This window comes from Pseudomonas sp. 13B_2.1_Bac1, assembly GCF_025466155.1.
Lineage (GTDB): Bacteria > Pseudomonadota > Gammaproteobacteria > Pseudomonadales > Pseudomonadaceae > Aquipseudomonas > Aquipseudomonas aylmerensis.
In genome coordinates this window covers 63,868-80,633 of record NZ_JANLOH010000006.1, presented here as the reverse complement: position 1 = coordinate 80,633, position 16,766 = coordinate 63,868, and the positions used below count along the sequence as shown (strand labels likewise).

Below are 16,766 nucleotides of genomic sequence, written 5' to 3'. Positions count from 1 at the left end.
TCATGTCCAGACCCCAATGCCCCCGCTGCCTGAGGCCCGCCACTCACTGCCTGTGCGCGCTGATCCCGAGCCTCGACAGCCGCACGCGGGTGTTGCTGCTGCAGCATCCGAGTGAGGTCAACCATGCGCTGAACACGGCGCGGCTGGCGGCGTTGGGGTTGAACAACGCGCAGTTGGTCGTGAGTGAGGTATTCGACGACCTGTCGACATTATTGAACCCGCCCGGCTATCAGGCGCGGTTGCTGTTTCCGGCTGACGATGCCCAGCCGTTGCACGCCTACGCGTCTGGGGATCAACCGCTGTTGCTGGTAGTCCCCGACGGCACGTGGCGCAAGGCGCGCAAGCTGCTGCACCTCAATCCGTTGCTGGCGGCGTTGCCACGGGTGACGCTGGTCGAAGGCGCGGTTTCCCGCTACCGATTGCGCAAGGCGCCGGGGCCGGGTGCGCTGTCGACGGTGGAGGCGATTGTGCAGGCGTTGCAGGTGCTGGAGGCGCCGACTTCCTTCGAGCCGTTGCTCAAACCTTTTGAAGCATTGATCGAGGGGCAGATTGCGGCGATGGGGGAGGAGGTATTTCGCAAGAATCATGGCGACGGACAGGGCGGGTAGGCTATTGACCGGGGTGCGGCCATCGCCGGCAAGCCCGCGCATTTCCTGTAGGCGCGCGTCCACACAGTGCGTGCTTATTCCTTTACGCCATAAGCACCGCACTTTGCGTGATATGGCCCGCCAGCCTTTCCCGGTATGATGTTCGCCCCCGCAGTCTGGATTGCGAATACGCCATGACCTTGCAGTACCCTACAATCGCCGATTGCGTCGGCAACACGCCCCTGGTCCGCTTGCAACGCATGGCGGGTGAAACCAGCAATACCCTGTTGCTCAAGCTCGAAGGCAACAACCCGGCCGGGTCGGTAAAAGACCGCCCGGCGCTGTCGATGATCACCCGCGCCGAGTTGCGTGGGCAGATCCAGCCCGGCGACACCCTGATCGAAGCCACTTCCGGCAACACCGGGATCGCCTTGGCCATGGCCGCCGCGATCAAGGGCTACAAGATGGTCCTGATCATGCCCGACAACGGCAGCGCGGAGCGCAAGGCAGCGATGACCGCCTATGGCGCCGAGCTGATCCTGGTCACCCAGGAAGAAGGCATGGAAGGCGCGCGTGACCTCGCCGAGCGCATGGCCGCCGAAGGCCGTGGCCTGGTGCTGGACCAGTTTGCCAACGGCGATAACCCCGAGGCGCACTACACCACCACCGGTCCGGAAATCTGGCGCCAGACCCAGGGCACCATCACCCATTTCGTCAGTTCGATGGGCACCACCGGCACCATCATGGGCAATTCGCGCTACCTCAAGGAGCAGAACCCCGACATCCAGATCATCGGCCTGCAACCGATGGAAGGCTCGGCCATCCCCGGCATCCGCCGCTGGCCCGAAGAGTACCTGCCGAAGATCTACAACTCGACGCGCGTGGATCGCATCATCGACATGGCCCAGCGTGAAGCCGAAGACACCACCCGCCGCCTGGCGCGTGAGGAAGGCATCTTCTGCGGCGTGTCCTCCGGTGGCGCAGTGGCGGGCATGTTGCGCCTGTCCAGGGAAGTGGAAAACGCGGTGATCGTCGCGATCATCTGTGACCGAGGCGACCGCTACCTGTCGACCGGCATCTTCGACGCGCCCAACTGATGGCCAAGCACGAGAGAGGCCTGCGCTTCCAACCGACGGGCGGCAGCCGGGCCCCACAGATTCCCGTGGGCAAGAAACAGCGCCTGACCATCGAGCGCCTGGCCAACGATGGCCGTGGCATCGTGTTCTTTGAAGGTCGCACCTGGTTCGTCAACGGCGCGCTCGCCGGTGAAGAGGTTGAAGCGCGGGTGTTGGGCGCCCATGGCAAAGTGGTCGAGGCGCGCACCGAAAGAGTTTTCAAGGCCAGCGAACTGCGCCGCCCGGCGCCGTGTGCGCATTTCGGCCGCTGCGGCGGCTGCAGCGTGCAGCACTTGCCCCATGACGAACAACTTGCCCTGAAACAGCGCATGCTCGCCGAGCAGCTGTCCCGCGTGGCGGCGGTCGAACCGCTGGAGTGGGCAGCCCCGTTGAGCGGGCCGGAATTCGGCTATCGGCGCCGCGCCCGCGTGGCTGTGCGCTGGGATGCCAAGGCGAAAAAACTCGAAGTGGGTTTCCGCGCCGTGGCCAGCCAGGACATCATTGCCATCGATGATTGCCCGGTGCTGGTACAGGCCTTGCAACCGATCATGCAGCGCCTGCCCAACATGCTGCGCCGCCTGAGCAAGCCGCAGGCCCTGGGCCATGTGGAGCTGTTCAGTGGCTCGTCCGTCGCCGTGCTGCTGCGGCATATGGCGCCGTTGTCGGATGCGGATCTGCTGATCCTGAAAGAATTCTGCGCTTTCCATGAAGCCCAATTGTGGCTGCATGGCGAGGGCCAGCCGGAACCCGTCGAGGCTGATCAGCCACTCGGTTTTCGACTCGACGCATGGGACTTGGAGCTGGCGTACCGGCCAGGGGATTTTGTCCAGGTCAACGCCGGCGTCAACGAGGCGATGGTCGCCCAGGCCCTGGAATGGCTGGCGCCACAACCCGACGAGCGGGTGCTGGACCTGTTTTGCGGCCTGGGCAACTTCGCCCTGCCACTGGCGCGCAAGGTGCGTGAAGTGGTGGCGGTGGAAGGCGTGCAGACCATGGTGGACCGCGCGGCACTCAACGCCGTCAGCAACAATTTGCATAATGTGCAGTTTTTTCAGGCCGATTTGTCCCAGCCTTTGACTGACGCGGAATGGGCCAAACAGGGCTTTTCTGCGGTACTCTTGGACCCACCCCGTGACGGTGCCCTGGAGGTTGTGCGCAAGCTCGCCACCCTTGGGGCCAAGCGCCTGGTGTATGTGTCCTGCAACCCGGCTACGCTGGCGCGGGACACGGTTGAGTTGGTCAAGCAAGGCTACCGGCTAAAACGTGCCGGGATCCTCGACATGTTTCCGCAAACTGCGCATGTCGAGGCCATGGCGTTATTTGAAGCGGGCTAGGATGCCCGTTTAATCCGACTGGCCTGCATTCTCCAAGGCCTGTGATCTGCCAGGGAGTCTGCAGTAAAAGGTCGGCGATGATATTGGCGCACCGAAGGTGCGTCGTAGGGAAGGTAAGCAAGATGGTACAGGTGAGAGCACACCAGCCGATCAACACCGACGGCAGTATCAATCTCGAGGCATGGCTGGATCATGCCATCAGTGTCGACCCGGCACTGGACCGTGAAGCCTTGAAAGCAGCCTGCGAGTTCGCTCGTGAGTCTGAACAGCAAGACAATGCGGCCAAGAACCTGTGGGCCGAAGGCACTTCAAGCTTTCGCACCGGGTTGGAAATCGCCGAGATCCTCGCCGATCTCAAGCTGGACCAGGATTCGCTGATCGCCGCCGTGCTCTATCGCGGCGTGCGTGAAGGGCACATTCCGTTGCCGACGGTCAGCCAGCGCTTCGGCGCGGTGGTGGCCAAACTGATCGACGGCGTGCTGCGCATGGCTGCCATCAGTGCCAGCCTGAGCCCGCGCCAGTCGATGGTGCTGGGCACCCAGGGCCAGGTCGAAAACCTGCGCAAGATGCTGGTGGCGATGGTCGACGACGTGCGCGTCGCCCTGATCAAGCTGGCCGAACGCACCTGCGCGATCCGTGCGGTAAAGACCGCTGACGACGAAAAGCGCAACCGCGTAGCCCGCGAGGTGTTCGACATCTACGCGCCACTGGCGCACCGCCTGGGCATCGGCCATATCAAGTGGGAGCTGGAGGACCTGTCCTTCCGCTACCTCGAACCCGATCAATACAAACAGATCGCCACCCTGCTGCACGAGCGGCGCCTCGACCGTGAGCGCTTCATCACTGACGTGATGGGCCAGCTGCGTTCCGAGCTGCAGGCCACCGGTGTGGATGCCGACATCAGCGGCCGCGCCAAACACATCTATTCCATCTGGCGCAAAATGCAGCGCAAGGGCCTGGCGTTCAGCCAGATCTACGACGTGCGTGCGGTGCGCGTGCTGGTGCCGGAAATGCGCGATTGCTACACCGCGCTCGGCATCGTCCACACCCTGTGGCGGCACATTCCCAAGGAATTCGACGACTACATCGCCAACCCCAAGGAAAACGGCTATCGCTCGCTGCACACGGCGGTGATCGGCCCCGAGGGCAAGGTGCTGGAAGTGCAGATCCGCACCCACGCCATGCACGAAGAGGCGGAGCTGGGGGTGTGTGCGCACTGGCGCTACAAGGGCACCGACGTCAAGGCCGGGTCCAACCAGTACGAAGAGAAAATCTCCTGGCTGCGCCAGGTGCTGGAATGGCACGAAGAGCTTGGTGACATCGGCGGCCTGGCGGAACAGCTGCGGGTGGATATCGAGCCGGACCGGGTCTACATCTTCACGCCCGACGGCCACGCCATCGACCTGCCCAAAGGCGCCACGCCGCTGGACTTTGCGTACCGCGTACACACCGAGATCGGCCACAATTGCCGTGGCGCCAAGATCAACGGGCGTATCGTGCCGCTCAACTACAGCCTGCAGACCGGCGAACAGGTCGAGATCATCACCAGCAAGCACGGCACGCCGAGCCGCGACTGGTTGAACCCGAACCTGGGCTACATCACCACGTCGCGGGCGCGGGCGAAGATTGTCCACTGGTTCAAGCTGCAGGCGCGCGACCAGAACGTCGCCGCCGGCAAGACTCTGCTCGAACGCGAACTGGCGCGCCTGGGCCTGCCGCAGGTGGACTTCGACAAGTTGGCCGAAAAAGCCAACATGAAGATCGCCGAAGACATGTTCGCCGCCCTCGGTGCCGGCGACCTGCGCCTGGCGCAGCTGGTCAACCTGGCCCAGCAACTGGTCGAGCCGGAACGCGGCAACGAGCAGCTGGAGCTGATCCCGCGCAAGGCCACGGGCTACAAGCCGGGCAAGCGCGGCGATATCCAGATCCAGGGCGTGGGCAACCTGCTGACCCAGATGGCTGGCTGCTGCCAGCCTCTGCCGGGCGATGCCATTGTCGGCTACATCACCCAGGGCCGTGGCGTGAGCATTCACCGTCAGGACTGCGCCTCGGTGCTGCAGTTGGGCGGGCGCGAGCCGGAGCGGATCATCCAGGTCAGCTGGGGCCCGGTGCCGGTGCTCACCTACCCGGTGGACATCGTCATCCGCGCCTACGACCGGTCCGGCCTGCTGCGTGACGTCTCGCAAGTGCTGCTCAACGAGCGGATCAACGTATTGGCGGTCAACACCCGCTCGAATAAAGAGGACAACACCGCGTTGATGTCCCTGACCATCGAGATTCCGGGACTGGATGCGCTGGGGCGGTTGCTGGGGCGGATTTCCCAGTTGCCGAACATCATTGAAACCCGGCGTAATCGCACCCCGTAATGCGGTCTGAAAATGTGTAAGGGCTGCTTTCTGTGGGGAGCTGGCTCGCCCGCGATGCAGGCGACTCGGTCTGTCTGACAGACCGAGTGGAGGCCATCGCAGGCAAGCCAGCTCCCACATTAGATTTTCAGCGGTTCCAGACAATGGGCAGAGATTGACTGATGTATTCACTTGAAGACCTGCTGCACCTCATGAAGCGCCTGCGGGACCCGCAATACGGCTGCCCGTGGGACCTCAAGCAAACCTACGCGACCATCGTCCCGCACACCCTGGAAGAAGCCTACGAAGTCGCCGACGCCATCGAGCGCGGGGATTTCGATCACCTGCAGGGCGAGCTTGGCGACCTGTTGTTCCAGGTGGTGTATTACAGCCAGCTGGCGCGCGAAGAAGGGCGCTTCGAATTTGCCGGGGTGATCGACAGCATCACCCGCAAGTTGATCCGTCGCCATCCGCATGTGTTCCCAACCGGTGATTTGTACGCGCCGCTGGATATCCCGCAGTTGAGCGAGGAGCAGGTCAAGGCGCGCTGGGAGCAGATCAAGGCCGAGGAGCGCGCGGAAAAATCCGACGCACCGGAGCAGCTCTCGCTGCTGGACGATGTGCCGACCGCGTTGCCATCGTTGTCGCGTGCCGCCAAATTGCAGAAGCGCGCCAGCCAGGTCGGGTTCGATTGGCCATCGGCCTTGCCGGTGGTCGACAACGTGCGCGAAGAGTTGGATGAAGTGCTCGAAGCCATGGCCGATAACGACCCGGTGGCTATCGCCGACGAGGTCGGTGACCTGCTGTTTGCGGCGGTCAATCTGGCCCGTCATCTCAACGTCGACCCCGAAACCGCGCTGCGTGGCGCCAACGCCAAGTTCGAACGCCGTTTCCGATTTATCGAACAGGCATTGCGCGACACGCACCAACCCATAGAAGATTGCACCCTCGAAGAGTTGGACGCCCTGTGGGGCGAAGCCAAACGTCAGGAAAAGAATGTGTCCAGCTGCGGTTGAGCAGTTGCCTAAGTGAGTAAGCACCATGAGCCTTTCCCTTCGCGACCAGTTGCTCAAAGCAGGTCTGGTCAACCAAAAGCAGGCCAAGCAGGTCGGCAAAGAGAAACAGAAACAGCAGCGCCTGGTCCACAAGGGCCAGATCGAGGCCGATGATACCCAGGCTCGCCTGGCTGCCGAGGCGCAGGCCGAGAAGGTCAAGCGCGACCAGGAGCTGAACCGCCAGCAGCAGGAAAAAGCCGAAGCCAAGGCCCGCACGGCCCAGGTCAAGCAACTGATCGAGACCTCGCGCCTGCCCAAGCTGACCACCGAGGACTACTACAACTTCGTGGATGACAAGAAGGTCAAGCGCCTGTCGGTCAACACATTGATGCGCAACAAGCTGAGCAACGGCTCCCTGGCCATCGTGCACCATGGCGGCGGCTACGAGGTGATCCCGCGCGAGGCCGCCCTGAAGATCCAGGAACGCGCCCCGGAGCGTATCGTGCAGCTCAACATCCTCACCGAAAGCCAGGTGCCGGACGAGGATGATCCGTACGCCGCGTACCAGATCCCTGACGATCTGATGTGGTAAGGCGTCAAAGCATTGCAATGACCCGATGGTGAGGAGCTGCAGCGTCGCCGTGGCAAGCAGGCTTGTGAGGATGACAGGTGTGTCGTGGCAAGCAGGCTTGTCAGGGTGACAGGCGTGTCGTGGCAAGCAGGCTTGTCAGGGTAACAGGCGTGTTGTGGCAAGCAGGCTTGTCAGAGTGGCAGGTGTGTCGTGGCAAGCAGGCTTGTGAGGGTGGCAGGTGTGTTGTGGCAAGCAGGCTTGTGAGGGTGACAGGCGTGTCGTGCCAAGCAGGCTTGTGAGGTGGCAGGTGTGTCGTGGTAGGCAGGCTTGTCAGGGTAACAGGCGTGTTGTGGCGAGCAGGCTTGCCCTGCGTTGGGGTGCGAAGCGCCCCCAAAAAAACCAAGCCTAAAAAAACCAAGCCAACAAACACAAACCCCGCTCAAAAGGCGGGGTTTGTGTTTATAGGCACCCCAGCTGCGTGGGGCTGGGATGCCTACAGGATTTCAGAGTCTCAGGAGCCTTGCGCCTGGCTTCTCATTTCAAGGGCTTCAAGCTCGTTTTTATAATTATGGGCGTCGCTCTCATTGTGAAACATGCCGACCAACATATCTTGTTGGTGTACATCCCAGATGTGAATCCCATGGCCCAGTGCTTCGTGGGACATATGTTCGTCGTCGCGTTCAGTTACTTTTACAGTCATCTGCTTGCTCCAATCTCTGGTGGATCTGCGGCAAGTCGTCGCAGGCCTTTGTTATATGTTTTGTTAGCTTGCTAAGTAAACCGATTTTGCACGCAACAAATCATTGCGCAAAACGCAACAGTGCTGCAGGCCGCGAAAACCGCGACATTGCGCCGCAGGGTGCTGAGTTATATGACAAAAGTTTCATGTTCGAGTGAGGCTTTTCAGCCCTTTATTGGCCTCGCCGGCGATGGCGTTCTACGAGCCGCCACACATCCAAGGCGAAAAAAAGCCCCGCATTCGCGAGGCTCTTTATTCCATCTACCGATCAGCTACCTTTGACAGCCTTGCCGTCAACGGTACCGTCCTGCAGCATGATGTTGTACTCCTTGCCGTCGGTCTCGACCTGGCGCAGGGCAACGAGGATGCCGCCCTGGTCCTTGGCAAACCACATCTGGGTGATGCGCTTGCTCTGAGTCGGGTCACGCACGCGCTCGACCTTGATCGCGTCGATGGAGCCGACCTTGGTCTGGACCTTTTCCGGGCCGATCACGCGGAAGTCGTAGGTGTCGACGTCAGTGCCTTCCACCACGTTGTAGCTCATGCTCTTCTTGCCCGCTGCCACGTCGCGCTGCAGCGCCAACTGGTAGGTGGACTTGTCGAGCATGCCGCTTTGCAGGGGTACATTGACCGGGTCCTTGTTTTCGAAACCGGTGACTTTCTTGGCCGCCTGGTCGAAGTCCAGGTTGATCTTCTTGGCCTTGCCCAGGCCACCGCGTTCGAAGGTGTAGCTCTTCGGTTGCAGGGCATCCTTGTCAAACTGGATCACGCTGGTTTCGGTCAGGCTGGCGATCATCATGGAAGCCTTGAAATTCAAGGTCCAGGTGCCGTCGCCGTTCTTGGTCAGGCTGCGCTCAGCCGAACCACTCATGGGCAACTGTTTCCAGTCGGCGGTGTAGCTCGCGGAGAAAGGGTGAAGGTCTGCTGCTTGCACGGCAGGCAAGGCGAACAGCGCAAAAGCGAAGAGCAAGGCGCGACGCATAAAATCTCCTAGGTTCGAATCAAGTGGCCGCTGGCCGCAAGTAACTGACCGTCCAATAATGCACCCTGGTCGCCAAGAATCAACCGCCCCTCGGCAAACCAGCGAACCGCCAGCGGGTAAATCCTGTGTTCCTGGGTGTGAACCCGTTGCGCAAGCGTCTGCGCCGAGTCGTCAGACTCTACCGGAACCACTGCCTGTACGACCAGAGGCCCGCCATCGAGTTCCTCGGTGACGAAGTGCACACTGCAGCCATGCTCGCTGTCACCGGCGTCGAGTGCGCGCTGGTGCGTATGCATGCCTTTGTACTTGGGGAGCAGGGAAGGGTGGATATTGAGCAGGCGCCCTTCGTAGTGCCGCACGAAATCCGCGCTGAGGATGCGCATGAAGCCGGCGAGTACCACAAGTTTGGGGTTGAAAGCGTCGATCAGGTCGACCAGGGCACTGTCGAAGGCCTCGCGGCCTTCGAAAGCCTTGTGATCCAGGGAGCGGGTTTCGATGCCCGCGTCCCTGGCGCGTTGCAGGCCGTAGGCGTCGCTGCGGTTGGAGATCACCGCAGCGATGCGCACCGGGCTGTCGCCGGTGCGCGTGCTGTCGATCAGGGCCTGCAAGTTACTGCCGGTGCCGGAAAGCAGCACCACGACATCACAGGTCTGGGACATCAATGCGCCTTGAGGTTCTTCAGTTCAACCTGGGCTGCGCCTTCCGGAGCAGTGGCGATCTGGCCGATGACCCATGGCTGCTCGCCGGCTTCACGCAGTACATTCAGCGCGGTTTCCACGTGCTCTTGTGCCACGCAGATGACCATGCCCACGCCGCAGTTCAGCACGCGGTGCATTTCGGTTTCGTTGACGTTGCCTTTCTCTTGCAGCCAGTCGAACACTGCAGGACGCTGCCAGCTGGCCACGTCGACGATCGCCTGGGCGCCTTTTGGCAGCACGCGCGGGATGTTGTCCAGCAGGCCGCCGCCGGTGATGTGGGCCATGGCCTTGACCGCGCCAGTGTCCTTGATCAGCTTGAGCAGTGGCTTGACGTAGATGCGCGTCGGTGCCATCAGCAGGTCGGTCAGTGGCTTGCCGTCGAGCTGGATGTTTTCGATATCGGCGCCGGACACTTCGATGATCTTGCGGATCAGCGAGTAGCCGTTGGAGTGCGGGCCGGAAGAAGGCAGGGCGAGCAGGGCGTCACCCGCGGCGACTTTGGAGCCGTCGATGATCTCGGCTTTTTCCACGACGCCGACGCAGAAGCCGGCCAGGTCGTAGTCTTCGCCTTCGTACATGCCTGGCATTTCAGCGGTTTCGCCGCCGACCAGGGAGCAACCCGACAGTTCGCAGCCGGCGCCGATGCCGGTGACTACCTGGGTGGCGGTCTCGACGTTGAGCTTGCCGGTGGCGTAGTAGTCCAGGAAGAACAACGGCTCGGCGCCGCACACCACCAGGTCGTTGACGCACATGGCCACCAGGTCGATGCCGATGCTGTCGTGCTTGTTCAGGTTCAGCGCCAGGCGCAGCTTGGTGCCCACGCCGTCGGTGCCGGAAACCAGCACAGGCTGCTTGTAGCCGGCCGGGATTTCGCAGAGGGCGCCAAAACCGCCCAGGCCGCCCATGACTTCGGGGCGCGCAGTGCGCTTGGCGACGCTCTTGATGCGTTCGACCAATGCTTCACCGGCGTCGATGTCTACACCGGCGTCCTTGTAGCTCAGGGAGGGTTGCTTGCTCATGATCCAGGCCTTTAGGGGGGATTTCTGGGTAACGACCGAGCGGGCAGGGGCTTTTGAACAGCGGCCCAGCCGTTGACGGTCTGCGAAGGCGCGCGATTTTATCAGGCTTGAGGGGCAGCGGCCATCCTCGGGCCGACGGGCAGGGCTGCATATCTGAAAAAAGCCGGTTAAAAAAATGCTAATCGGGTCTGCCATGCTGCGTATTAAGGTATAGCCTTTAATCCGCTATCGTTATGACAGTACGAAAACTTACCGAGACCCTGTGAATGTTTTACCGGTCGCTGTGGTCACAGCCTTGCCAAGCCGAGTTCACGCGGTCTGTTCCAGCCGCTAAATTTGTCGTTCGGGAATCTTCCATGCGTCTGTGTAAATTCTTTTTTGTGGGCTGCCTGTCTTGGGTCAGCCTGGCGAGTCATGCCGAAACCCTCAATGGTCTTTATCAAGTACTTGAACCGGTCAGCAGTCAGTCCCCGCAGGAGCGCGACCAGGCCACCCAGCGCGCCGTGCAGACGCTGGTGATCCGCCTCACCGGCGATGCCAAGGCCGCCGATGGCCCGGGCCTGGCGGCGGTGCGCAAGGATCCGCAGCAAATCATCAGTCAATACGGCTACGACGCCGGCCCGCCGGAAAGCCTCCAAGTCGATTTCGATCCAGTCAGCACCGATCGCGCCCTGCGTGACGCCGGCCTGTCGATCTGGGGCAGCAACCGGCCGTCGATCCTCGGTTGGTGGCTGAACGACTCCACCGAAGGCAGCAGCCTGGTGGGCGATGGTCAGACCGTCGCCCAGGCGCTGCGCCGCGCGGCACAGCACCGTGGCTTGCCATTGCGCCTGCCGCTGGGTGATCTGGATGAACAGGTCGTTGCCACCGCGCCGAACCTTGAAAGCGCCGATGCCACGCCATTGCGCGCCGCTTCCGAACGCTACGGCGCCGATGCCTTGCTCGCCGTGCACGCGCGCCAGGAAGGCAACCAATGGCAGGCCAAATGGCGCCTGTGGCTGGGCGACAAGAGCGATCAGGGCACCGCGCAAGGCGCCGACACTGCCGCCGTGGCCGATGCGGTGATGTTGGCCGTCAGCCAGAAGCTGGCGCCGCGTTTTGCGGTCAAGCCCGGTGCGAGCACCGAACAACTGCTGGAAGTGCAGGGCATGAACCTGGAGCGCTACGCGGCCCTGGGTCATCTGCTCGAGCCGTTTGGTGGCCATCCGCTGCGGGTGGATGGCAATCGCATTGTGTATCGCGTCAACGGCAGCGCCGACCAGTTGCGTACCCAGTTGAGCCTGGCCAAGTTGCAGGAGGTGCCGGCCGGCGAGGCGCCTGTGCAGCCGCCAGTGGGTGATGGCACCCAGCCGGCGCCCGCTCCTGAGCCGCAGGCGCAGCTGCGTTTTCGCTGGTAAACGTTCTTCCTTTATATAGAAGCAAAGACAGATGGAGTGGTTTATGGCGGATACGCGTCGTTGGGTGTGGCTTGGCGGACTTGTCCTGCTGTGCGCTTTTGTATTCTTGCTGCATTCGATCCTGACGCCGTTCCTGGTGGCGTTGCTGCTCGCCTATCTGTTCGATCCCGTGGTGGATCGCCTGGAAAAAGCCGGACTGTCGCGTACCCTGGGTGTGGTGACGGTGTTTGCCCTGTTCACGTTGATCATCACGGCATTGGTGCTGGTGCTGGTGCCGATGCTGGCCAAGCAACTGTTTCGCTTGTACGAGTTGGCGCCGCAAATGCTCGACTGGCTGCAACACACGGCCATGCCGTGGGTGCAGACCAAGCTGGGGTTGGCGGATGGCTTCTGGAAGTTCGACAAGGTCAAGGCTGCGATCAGCGAGCACATGGGCCAGACCACCGACATTGTCGGGGTGGTGCTCAGTCAGGCCACCGCATCCAGCCTGGCGCTGATCGGCTGGCTGACCAACCTGGTGTTGATCCCGGTGGTGGCGTTCTACCTGCTGCGCGACTGGGACATCATGATGGCCAAGATCCGCAGCCTGCTGCCGCGCAACCGCGAAGAGCGCATCGTGGCCCTGGCTGGCGAATGCCATGAGGTGCTGGGCGCCTTCGTGCGGGGGCAATTGCTGGTGATGCTGGCCCTGGGGATCATCTATGCGGCAGGCTTGATGGCGATCGGCCTGGAGCTGGGCCTGTTGATCGGCCTGATCGCCGGTCTGGCGGCTATCGTGCCGTACATGGGCTTTGTGATCGGGATCGGCGCGGCGCTGGTTGCCGGGTTGTTCCAGTTTGGCGGCGACCTGTACCCGATGCTGGGGATTGTCGCGGTGTTCATGGTCGGCCAGGCCCTGGAAGGCATGGTGCTCACGCCGTTGCTGGTGGGCGACCGGATCGGCCTGCACCCGGTGGCGGTGATCTTTGCGATCCTGGCGGGCGGTGAGCTGTTCGGCTTTACCGGCATCCTGCTGGCGCTGCCGGTGGCGGCGGTGATCATGGTGCTGGTGCGCCATGTGCACGATCTGTACAAGGATTCGGATGCGTATACCGGGGTCGAAGACCCGGACCTGTAACCGTTTCATCACAAACCCGGCCTGAGCCGGGTTTGTTGTTTCTGGGGGCGGGGCGTCAAACAATCTGCGAAAAACCGCCAAGTTAACGCAAACCTTTGATTTTGCTTGTGGTCTGCTGCATTGTGCGCCCGGCGTCACGGGTATAAACTTTGCAAACTTTACACAGAGGCCACTAACGGTTCGTTTGGAGCCGTTCAGTCAGCATGAAACCGATTCAGCTGCCCTTGGGTGTGCGTCTGCGTGATGACGCCACCTTTATCAACTACTACCCAGGCGCCAATGCCGCTGCACTCGGCTATGTCGAGCGGCTCTGCGAAGCCGACGCCGGGTGGACCGAAAGCCTGATCTATCTGTGGGGCAAGCACGGCGTAGGGCGTACCCACCTGTTGCAGGCCGCGTGCCTGCGTTTCGAGCAGATGGGCGAGCCAGCGGTGTACTTGCCGTTGGCGGAGTTGATGGACCGCGGTATCGGCATCTTCGACCACCTCGAGCAATACGAGCTGGTGTGCCTGGACGACCTGCAGGCGATTGCCGGCAAGGCGGAGTGGGAAGAAGCGCTGTTTCATCTGTTCAACCGCCTGCGCGACAGTGGCCGGCGCTTGCTGATCGCCGCCTCGACGTCGCCGCGTGAATTGCCGGTGAAGCTGGCAGACCTCAAATCGCGCCTGACCCTGGCGTTGATCTTCCAGATGCGTCCCCTGTCCGACGAAGACAAATTGCGTGCCCTGCAGTTGCGCGCATCCCGTCGCGGCCTGCACCTGACCGACGAGGTCGGACACTTCATTCTGACTCGTGGTACGCGCAGCATGAGCGCGTTGTTCGATTTGCTCGAACAGCTCGACCAGGCCTCTTTGCAAGCCCAGCGCAAGCTGACCATTCCCTTCCTCAAGGAAACCCTCGGCTGGTAGCCGGCCCTTTGTTTTCAGGGCTTTCGGCAATTTCCAGGCGTCAGAAAACCCGCGTTTGGGCCGTTTTGGCCACGCGAAAGGCGGGTAAGGGGTGTTAAGGGCTTAGATGTCATAGTCCAAACAAGAAGTCACATAGATCACGATTGAATTTGCAAATCGATGTGATAGAAGGCATAGTCTCGACTTCTTTACATATCAGCCACGGTCGTGCCCATGCTAAATCGCTTCGCACCCCTCGTGCCTCTCGCACTCGTTACCCTGTTGTTTGGTTGCGCCTCCCACCCTCAACAGGTGGCAGAACAGCAAAAACCACAGGTTCAAAATCAGGCAAAATTCGTTGCTGCACAGTCTTCCACTGTTTATGAGGAAGAAGTGGCAACTGAAAAGGAACTGGCCGACTTCGCCGGCAACAAGCCTTACCAGCTTCCAGTCCTGGCCGACAGCATCCTCGAACGCGGCATGTCCCTGATCGGTACCCGTTACCGTTTCGGCGGTACCTCTGAAGCCGGTTTCGACTGCAGCGGCTTCATCGGCTATCTGTTTCGTGAAGAAGCTGGCATGAACCTGCCACGCTCCACGCGCGAAATGATCAACGTGAATGCACCGTTGGTCGCACGCAACAACCTCAAGCCCGGTGATCTGCTTTTCTTCAGTACAGCGGGTCGTGGTCGCGTCAGCCATGCCGGTATCTACCTGGGCGATAACCAGTTTATCCACTCCAGCAGCCGTCGCAGTGGCGGTGTTCGAGTCGACAACCTGGGTGACAGCTACTGGAGCAAAACCTTCATCGAAGCCAAGCGCGCACTCGCCATGGCCCCGACGACGGTTACCGCTAGCAAGTAAACTTAAAGTGATACTTGAAGTTTGACGTGTAAGCGCTAGAATCCCTGGATATTGTTGGAATCCGTTCGCGCGAGCTTTGCTTGCGCGTTCTGGTTTTCAGCGTTCGGCAGCGAAAGCCGCATCCAGACCAGGATTGTTCTGCACATGTCGACCTCGGCCCGCCTTATTCTCATTGTTTGCGCCGCGCTGCTCAGCGCCTGCGCCAGCCGTCCACCGCCGCCCGCTCCCGTAGCGGTGAAACCCAAGCCGGTGTTCAACTACTCCACACAGAATTTTTCGCCTGCTGCCGAAGATGTGCTCTTCCGTGCCTTGGGCCTGGTTGGCACGCCTTATCGATGGGGCGGCAACACGCCGGACTCAGGGTTTGACTGCAGTGGCTTGATCGGCTTTGTGTTTCGCGATGCGGCCGGTATTTCCCTGCCGCGTACCACCCGTGAGCTGATCGTGATGCGCGCGCAGGATGTCAGCGAGCAGAACCTGCAAACCGGCGACTTGTTGTTCTTCGCCACCGGTGGCGGTTCCCAGGTCAGCCACGCCGGGATCTATGTGGGTGAGGGCCGCTTTGTGCACGCGCCACAGACTGGCGGTACGGTGAAGCTGGATACCTTGTCCAAGGCGTATTGGCAGAATGCCTACCTGAGTGCCAAGCGCGTATTGCCAGGAAACCTGGCGCGTAACCCCTGACGCACCGTATCACTGTAGGAGCCGGCAAGCCGGCTCCTACCCATCATTTAGCGGCCGACACCCGCCACACCTTGTTCCCCACATCATCTGCCACCAGCAAATCCCCCTGCTGATCAATCACCACGCCCACCGGCCGGCCCATGGCTTTCTCATCCTTGTCGAGGAAACCGGTCAGCACGTCCACGGGCTGCCCCTTCGGCTGACCACCCTCGAACGGAACGAAGATCACCTTGTAGCCACTGTGCGGCTTGCGGTTCCACGACCCATGCTGGCCGATGAATGCGCCGTTGCTGAACTGGGCCGGCAGTTTGCTGCCCTCGGCAAACGTCAATCCCAGGGAGGCGGTGTGCGGGCCCACTGCATAATCCGGCGCAATCGCCTTGGCGACCAGGTCCAGGTTCTGCGGGCTGACGCGCACGTCCACATGCTGGCCGTAGTAACTGAAGGGCCAGCCATAGAATGCGCCGTCCTTGACTGAGGTGATGTAGTCCGGCACGAGGTCGCTGCCGATTTCATCGCGTTCGTTCACCGCCGTCCACAGCTTGCCGCTTTGTGGTTCCCAGGCCATGCCGTTGGGGTTGCGCAGGCCGGAGGCGAAGATGCGGTGCTCACCGCTGGCACGATCGACTTCCCAGATGGCAGCCCGGCCCTGTTCCGCATCCAGGCCGTTTTCGCCGACATTGCTGTTGGACCCGACGCTCACATACAGTTTGCTGCCGTCCTTGCTTGCCACCACGTTCTTGGTCCAGTGGTGATTGATGCTGCCGCCCGGCAGGTCGACGACTTTGGTGCCGGCCTCCTTGATCGCGGTTTCACCCGGTTGGTAGGGGAAGCGCAACAGCTTGTCCGAGTCAGCCACGTACAGATCGTTACCGACCAGGGTCATGCCGAACGGCGAATTGAGGTTTTCCAGGAACACCGTGCGCGTTTCGGCGACGCCGTCGTGGTCGGCGTCACGCAGCAAGGTGATGCGGTTCGGGCTCGGCACAGCGGCGCCGGCACGGCCCATGACTTTCTCCATGACCCAGCCGCGAATACCCTTGGCGTCATCCGGCTTGGGTGGCGCGTTGGTTTCCGCCACCAGCACGTCGCCATTGGGCAATACATACAGCCAGCGCGGATGGTCCAGGCCTTCGGCGAACGCCGCCACCTGGGTGCCGGCAGCGGCGGTGGGCTTGGCGCCGTCCGGCCAGCCTATCGCCGGGGCGATATTCACGGTCGGGATCAGGGTCTTGTTCGGCTCCGGCAACTTGGGCGAGGGCCCGGTGCCATCGGAGACCTGCAAGGTAGAGCTTTCCCCGCAGGCAGCGAGGGTGCCGGCGAGCATGATAAGCAGGGCGAGTCTGGTTTTGTGCATGGTGTTCTCCTTAATACCTGTAAGGGTAGAGGAGGCCGGCCGTAGGATGGTTCAAGTGCAAGGCCAGCTTTAATT

The 16,766-nt window shown here is 61.6% G+C and carries 16 protein-coding genes; 11 read left to right on the top strand and 5 right to left on the bottom strand.

Features of this window, described 5'->3' with window-relative positions; genetic code table 11:
* Window positions 1–2: 2 nt before the first annotated feature.
* The 6 genes from NTD80_RS01525 to NTD80_RS01500 all read left to right on the top strand — a co-directional run bounded on the left by NTD80_RS01525 (window position 3) and on the right by NTD80_RS01500 (window position 6,968).
* A complete protein-coding gene (locus tag NTD80_RS01525; protein ID WP_262131844.1) occupies window positions 3–608 on the top strand; it encodes a tRNA-uridine aminocarboxypropyltransferase in 606 nt (201 codons plus the stop codon).
* 173 nt (window positions 609–781) lie between these two features.
* The gene (gene cysM, locus NTD80_RS01520; RefSeq protein WP_106803010.1) at window positions 782–1,684 is read left to right on the top strand and encodes a cysteine synthase CysM; all 903 of its coding nucleotides are present in this window, start codon (window positions 782–784) and stop codon (window positions 1,682–1,684) included.
* A complete protein-coding gene (gene rlmD / locus NTD80_RS01515; RefSeq protein WP_262131841.1) occupies window positions 1,684–3,036 on the top strand; it encodes a 23S rRNA (uracil(1939)-C(5))-methyltransferase RlmD in 1,353 nt (450 codons plus the stop codon). Before cysM ends, rlmD begins: the two co-directional genes overlap by 1 nt.
* A gap of 122 nt (window positions 3,037–3,158) precedes the next feature.
* Complete coding sequence (relA, locus tag NTD80_RS01510) at window positions 3,159–5,402, top strand: GTP diphosphokinase (RefSeq protein ID WP_065909697.1); 2,244 nt, start codon at window positions 3,159–3,161, stop codon at window positions 5,400–5,402.
* 161 nt (window positions 5,403–5,563) lie between these two features.
* Window positions 5,564–6,397: a nucleoside triphosphate pyrophosphohydrolase gene (gene mazG / locus NTD80_RS01505; RefSeq protein WP_262131839.1), complete on the top strand. Its 834-nt coding sequence runs from the start codon at window positions 5,564–5,566 to the stop codon at window positions 6,395–6,397.
* A 25-nt stretch (window positions 6,398–6,422) separates the two neighbouring features.
* Window positions 6,423–6,968: a DUF2058 domain-containing protein gene (locus NTD80_RS01500; protein ID WP_010208656.1), complete on the top strand. Its 546-nt coding sequence runs from the start codon at window positions 6,423–6,425 to the stop codon at window positions 6,966–6,968.
* Window positions 6,969–7,458: 490 nt separating this feature from the next.
* On the opposite strand, the gene NTD80_RS01495 is transcribed toward NTD80_RS01500, so the two are convergent.
* From NTD80_RS01495 to purM, 4 genes are all read right to left on the bottom strand, one after another.
* The gene (locus NTD80_RS01495; RefSeq protein ID WP_065909702.1) at window positions 7,459–7,647 is read right to left on the bottom strand and encodes a hypothetical protein; all 189 of its coding nucleotides are present in this window, start codon (window positions 7,645–7,647) and stop codon (window positions 7,459–7,461) included.
* A gap of 307 nt (window positions 7,648–7,954) precedes the next feature.
* Window positions 7,955–8,668: a DUF3108 domain-containing protein gene (locus NTD80_RS01490; protein ID WP_065909705.1), complete on the bottom strand. Its 714-nt coding sequence runs from the start codon at window positions 8,666–8,668 to the stop codon at window positions 7,955–7,957.
* An 8-nt stretch (window positions 8,669–8,676) separates the two neighbouring features.
* Window positions 8,677–9,327 carry a phosphoribosylglycinamide formyltransferase gene (gene purN, locus NTD80_RS01485; protein ID WP_065909707.1) on the bottom strand — a complete coding sequence of 217 codons (651 nt, stop codon included), beginning with the start codon at window positions 9,325–9,327 and terminating at the stop codon, window positions 8,677–8,679.
* Window positions 9,327–10,385, bottom strand: coding sequence for a phosphoribosylformylglycinamidine cyclo-ligase (purM, locus tag NTD80_RS01480; RefSeq protein ID WP_005790182.1), 1,059 nt, complete (start codon window positions 10,383–10,385; stop codon window positions 9,327–9,329). The genes purN and purM overlap by 1 nt, the downstream gene beginning before the upstream one ends.
* A gap of 356 nt (window positions 10,386–10,741) precedes the next feature.
* On the opposite strand from purM, the gene NTD80_RS01475 reads away from it, so the two are divergent.
* The 5 genes from NTD80_RS01475 (at window position 10,742) to NTD80_RS01455 (ending at window position 15,334) form a co-directional block, all read left to right on the top strand.
* The gene (locus tag NTD80_RS01475) at window positions 10,742–11,782 is read left to right on the top strand and encodes a DUF2066 domain-containing protein (protein WP_262131835.1); all 1,041 of its coding nucleotides are present in this window, start codon (window positions 10,742–10,744) and stop codon (window positions 11,780–11,782) included.
* Between the two features lie 43 nt (window positions 11,783–11,825).
* Window positions 11,826–12,899, top strand: coding sequence for an AI-2E family transporter (locus tag NTD80_RS01470; RefSeq protein WP_065909713.1), 1,074 nt, complete (start codon window positions 11,826–11,828; stop codon window positions 12,897–12,899).
* Window positions 12,900–13,102: 203 nt separating this feature from the next.
* Window positions 13,103–13,807 (top strand): DnaA regulatory inactivator Hda, encoded by a 705-nt coding sequence (gene hda / locus NTD80_RS01465; RefSeq protein WP_058422138.1) that lies wholly within the window; start codon window positions 13,103–13,105, stop codon window positions 13,805–13,807.
* A 213-nt stretch (window positions 13,808–14,020) separates the two neighbouring features.
* Window positions 14,021–14,650 carry a C40 family peptidase gene (locus tag NTD80_RS01460; RefSeq protein ID WP_065909715.1) on the top strand — a complete coding sequence of 210 codons (630 nt, stop codon included), beginning with the start codon at window positions 14,021–14,023 and terminating at the stop codon, window positions 14,648–14,650.
* A 144-nt stretch (window positions 14,651–14,794) separates the two neighbouring features.
* Complete coding sequence (locus tag NTD80_RS01455) at window positions 14,795–15,334, top strand: C40 family peptidase (protein ID WP_025855819.1); 540 nt, start codon at window positions 14,795–14,797, stop codon at window positions 15,332–15,334.
* Window positions 15,335–15,377: 43 nt separating this feature from the next.
* On the opposite strand, the gene NTD80_RS01450 is transcribed toward NTD80_RS01455, so the two are convergent.
* On the bottom strand, window positions 15,378–16,691 hold the full coding sequence (locus NTD80_RS01450; protein ID WP_262131833.1) for a PQQ-dependent sugar dehydrogenase: 1,314 nt from the start codon (window positions 16,689–16,691) through the stop codon (window positions 15,378–15,380).
* Window positions 16,692–16,766 lie beyond the last annotated feature (75 nt).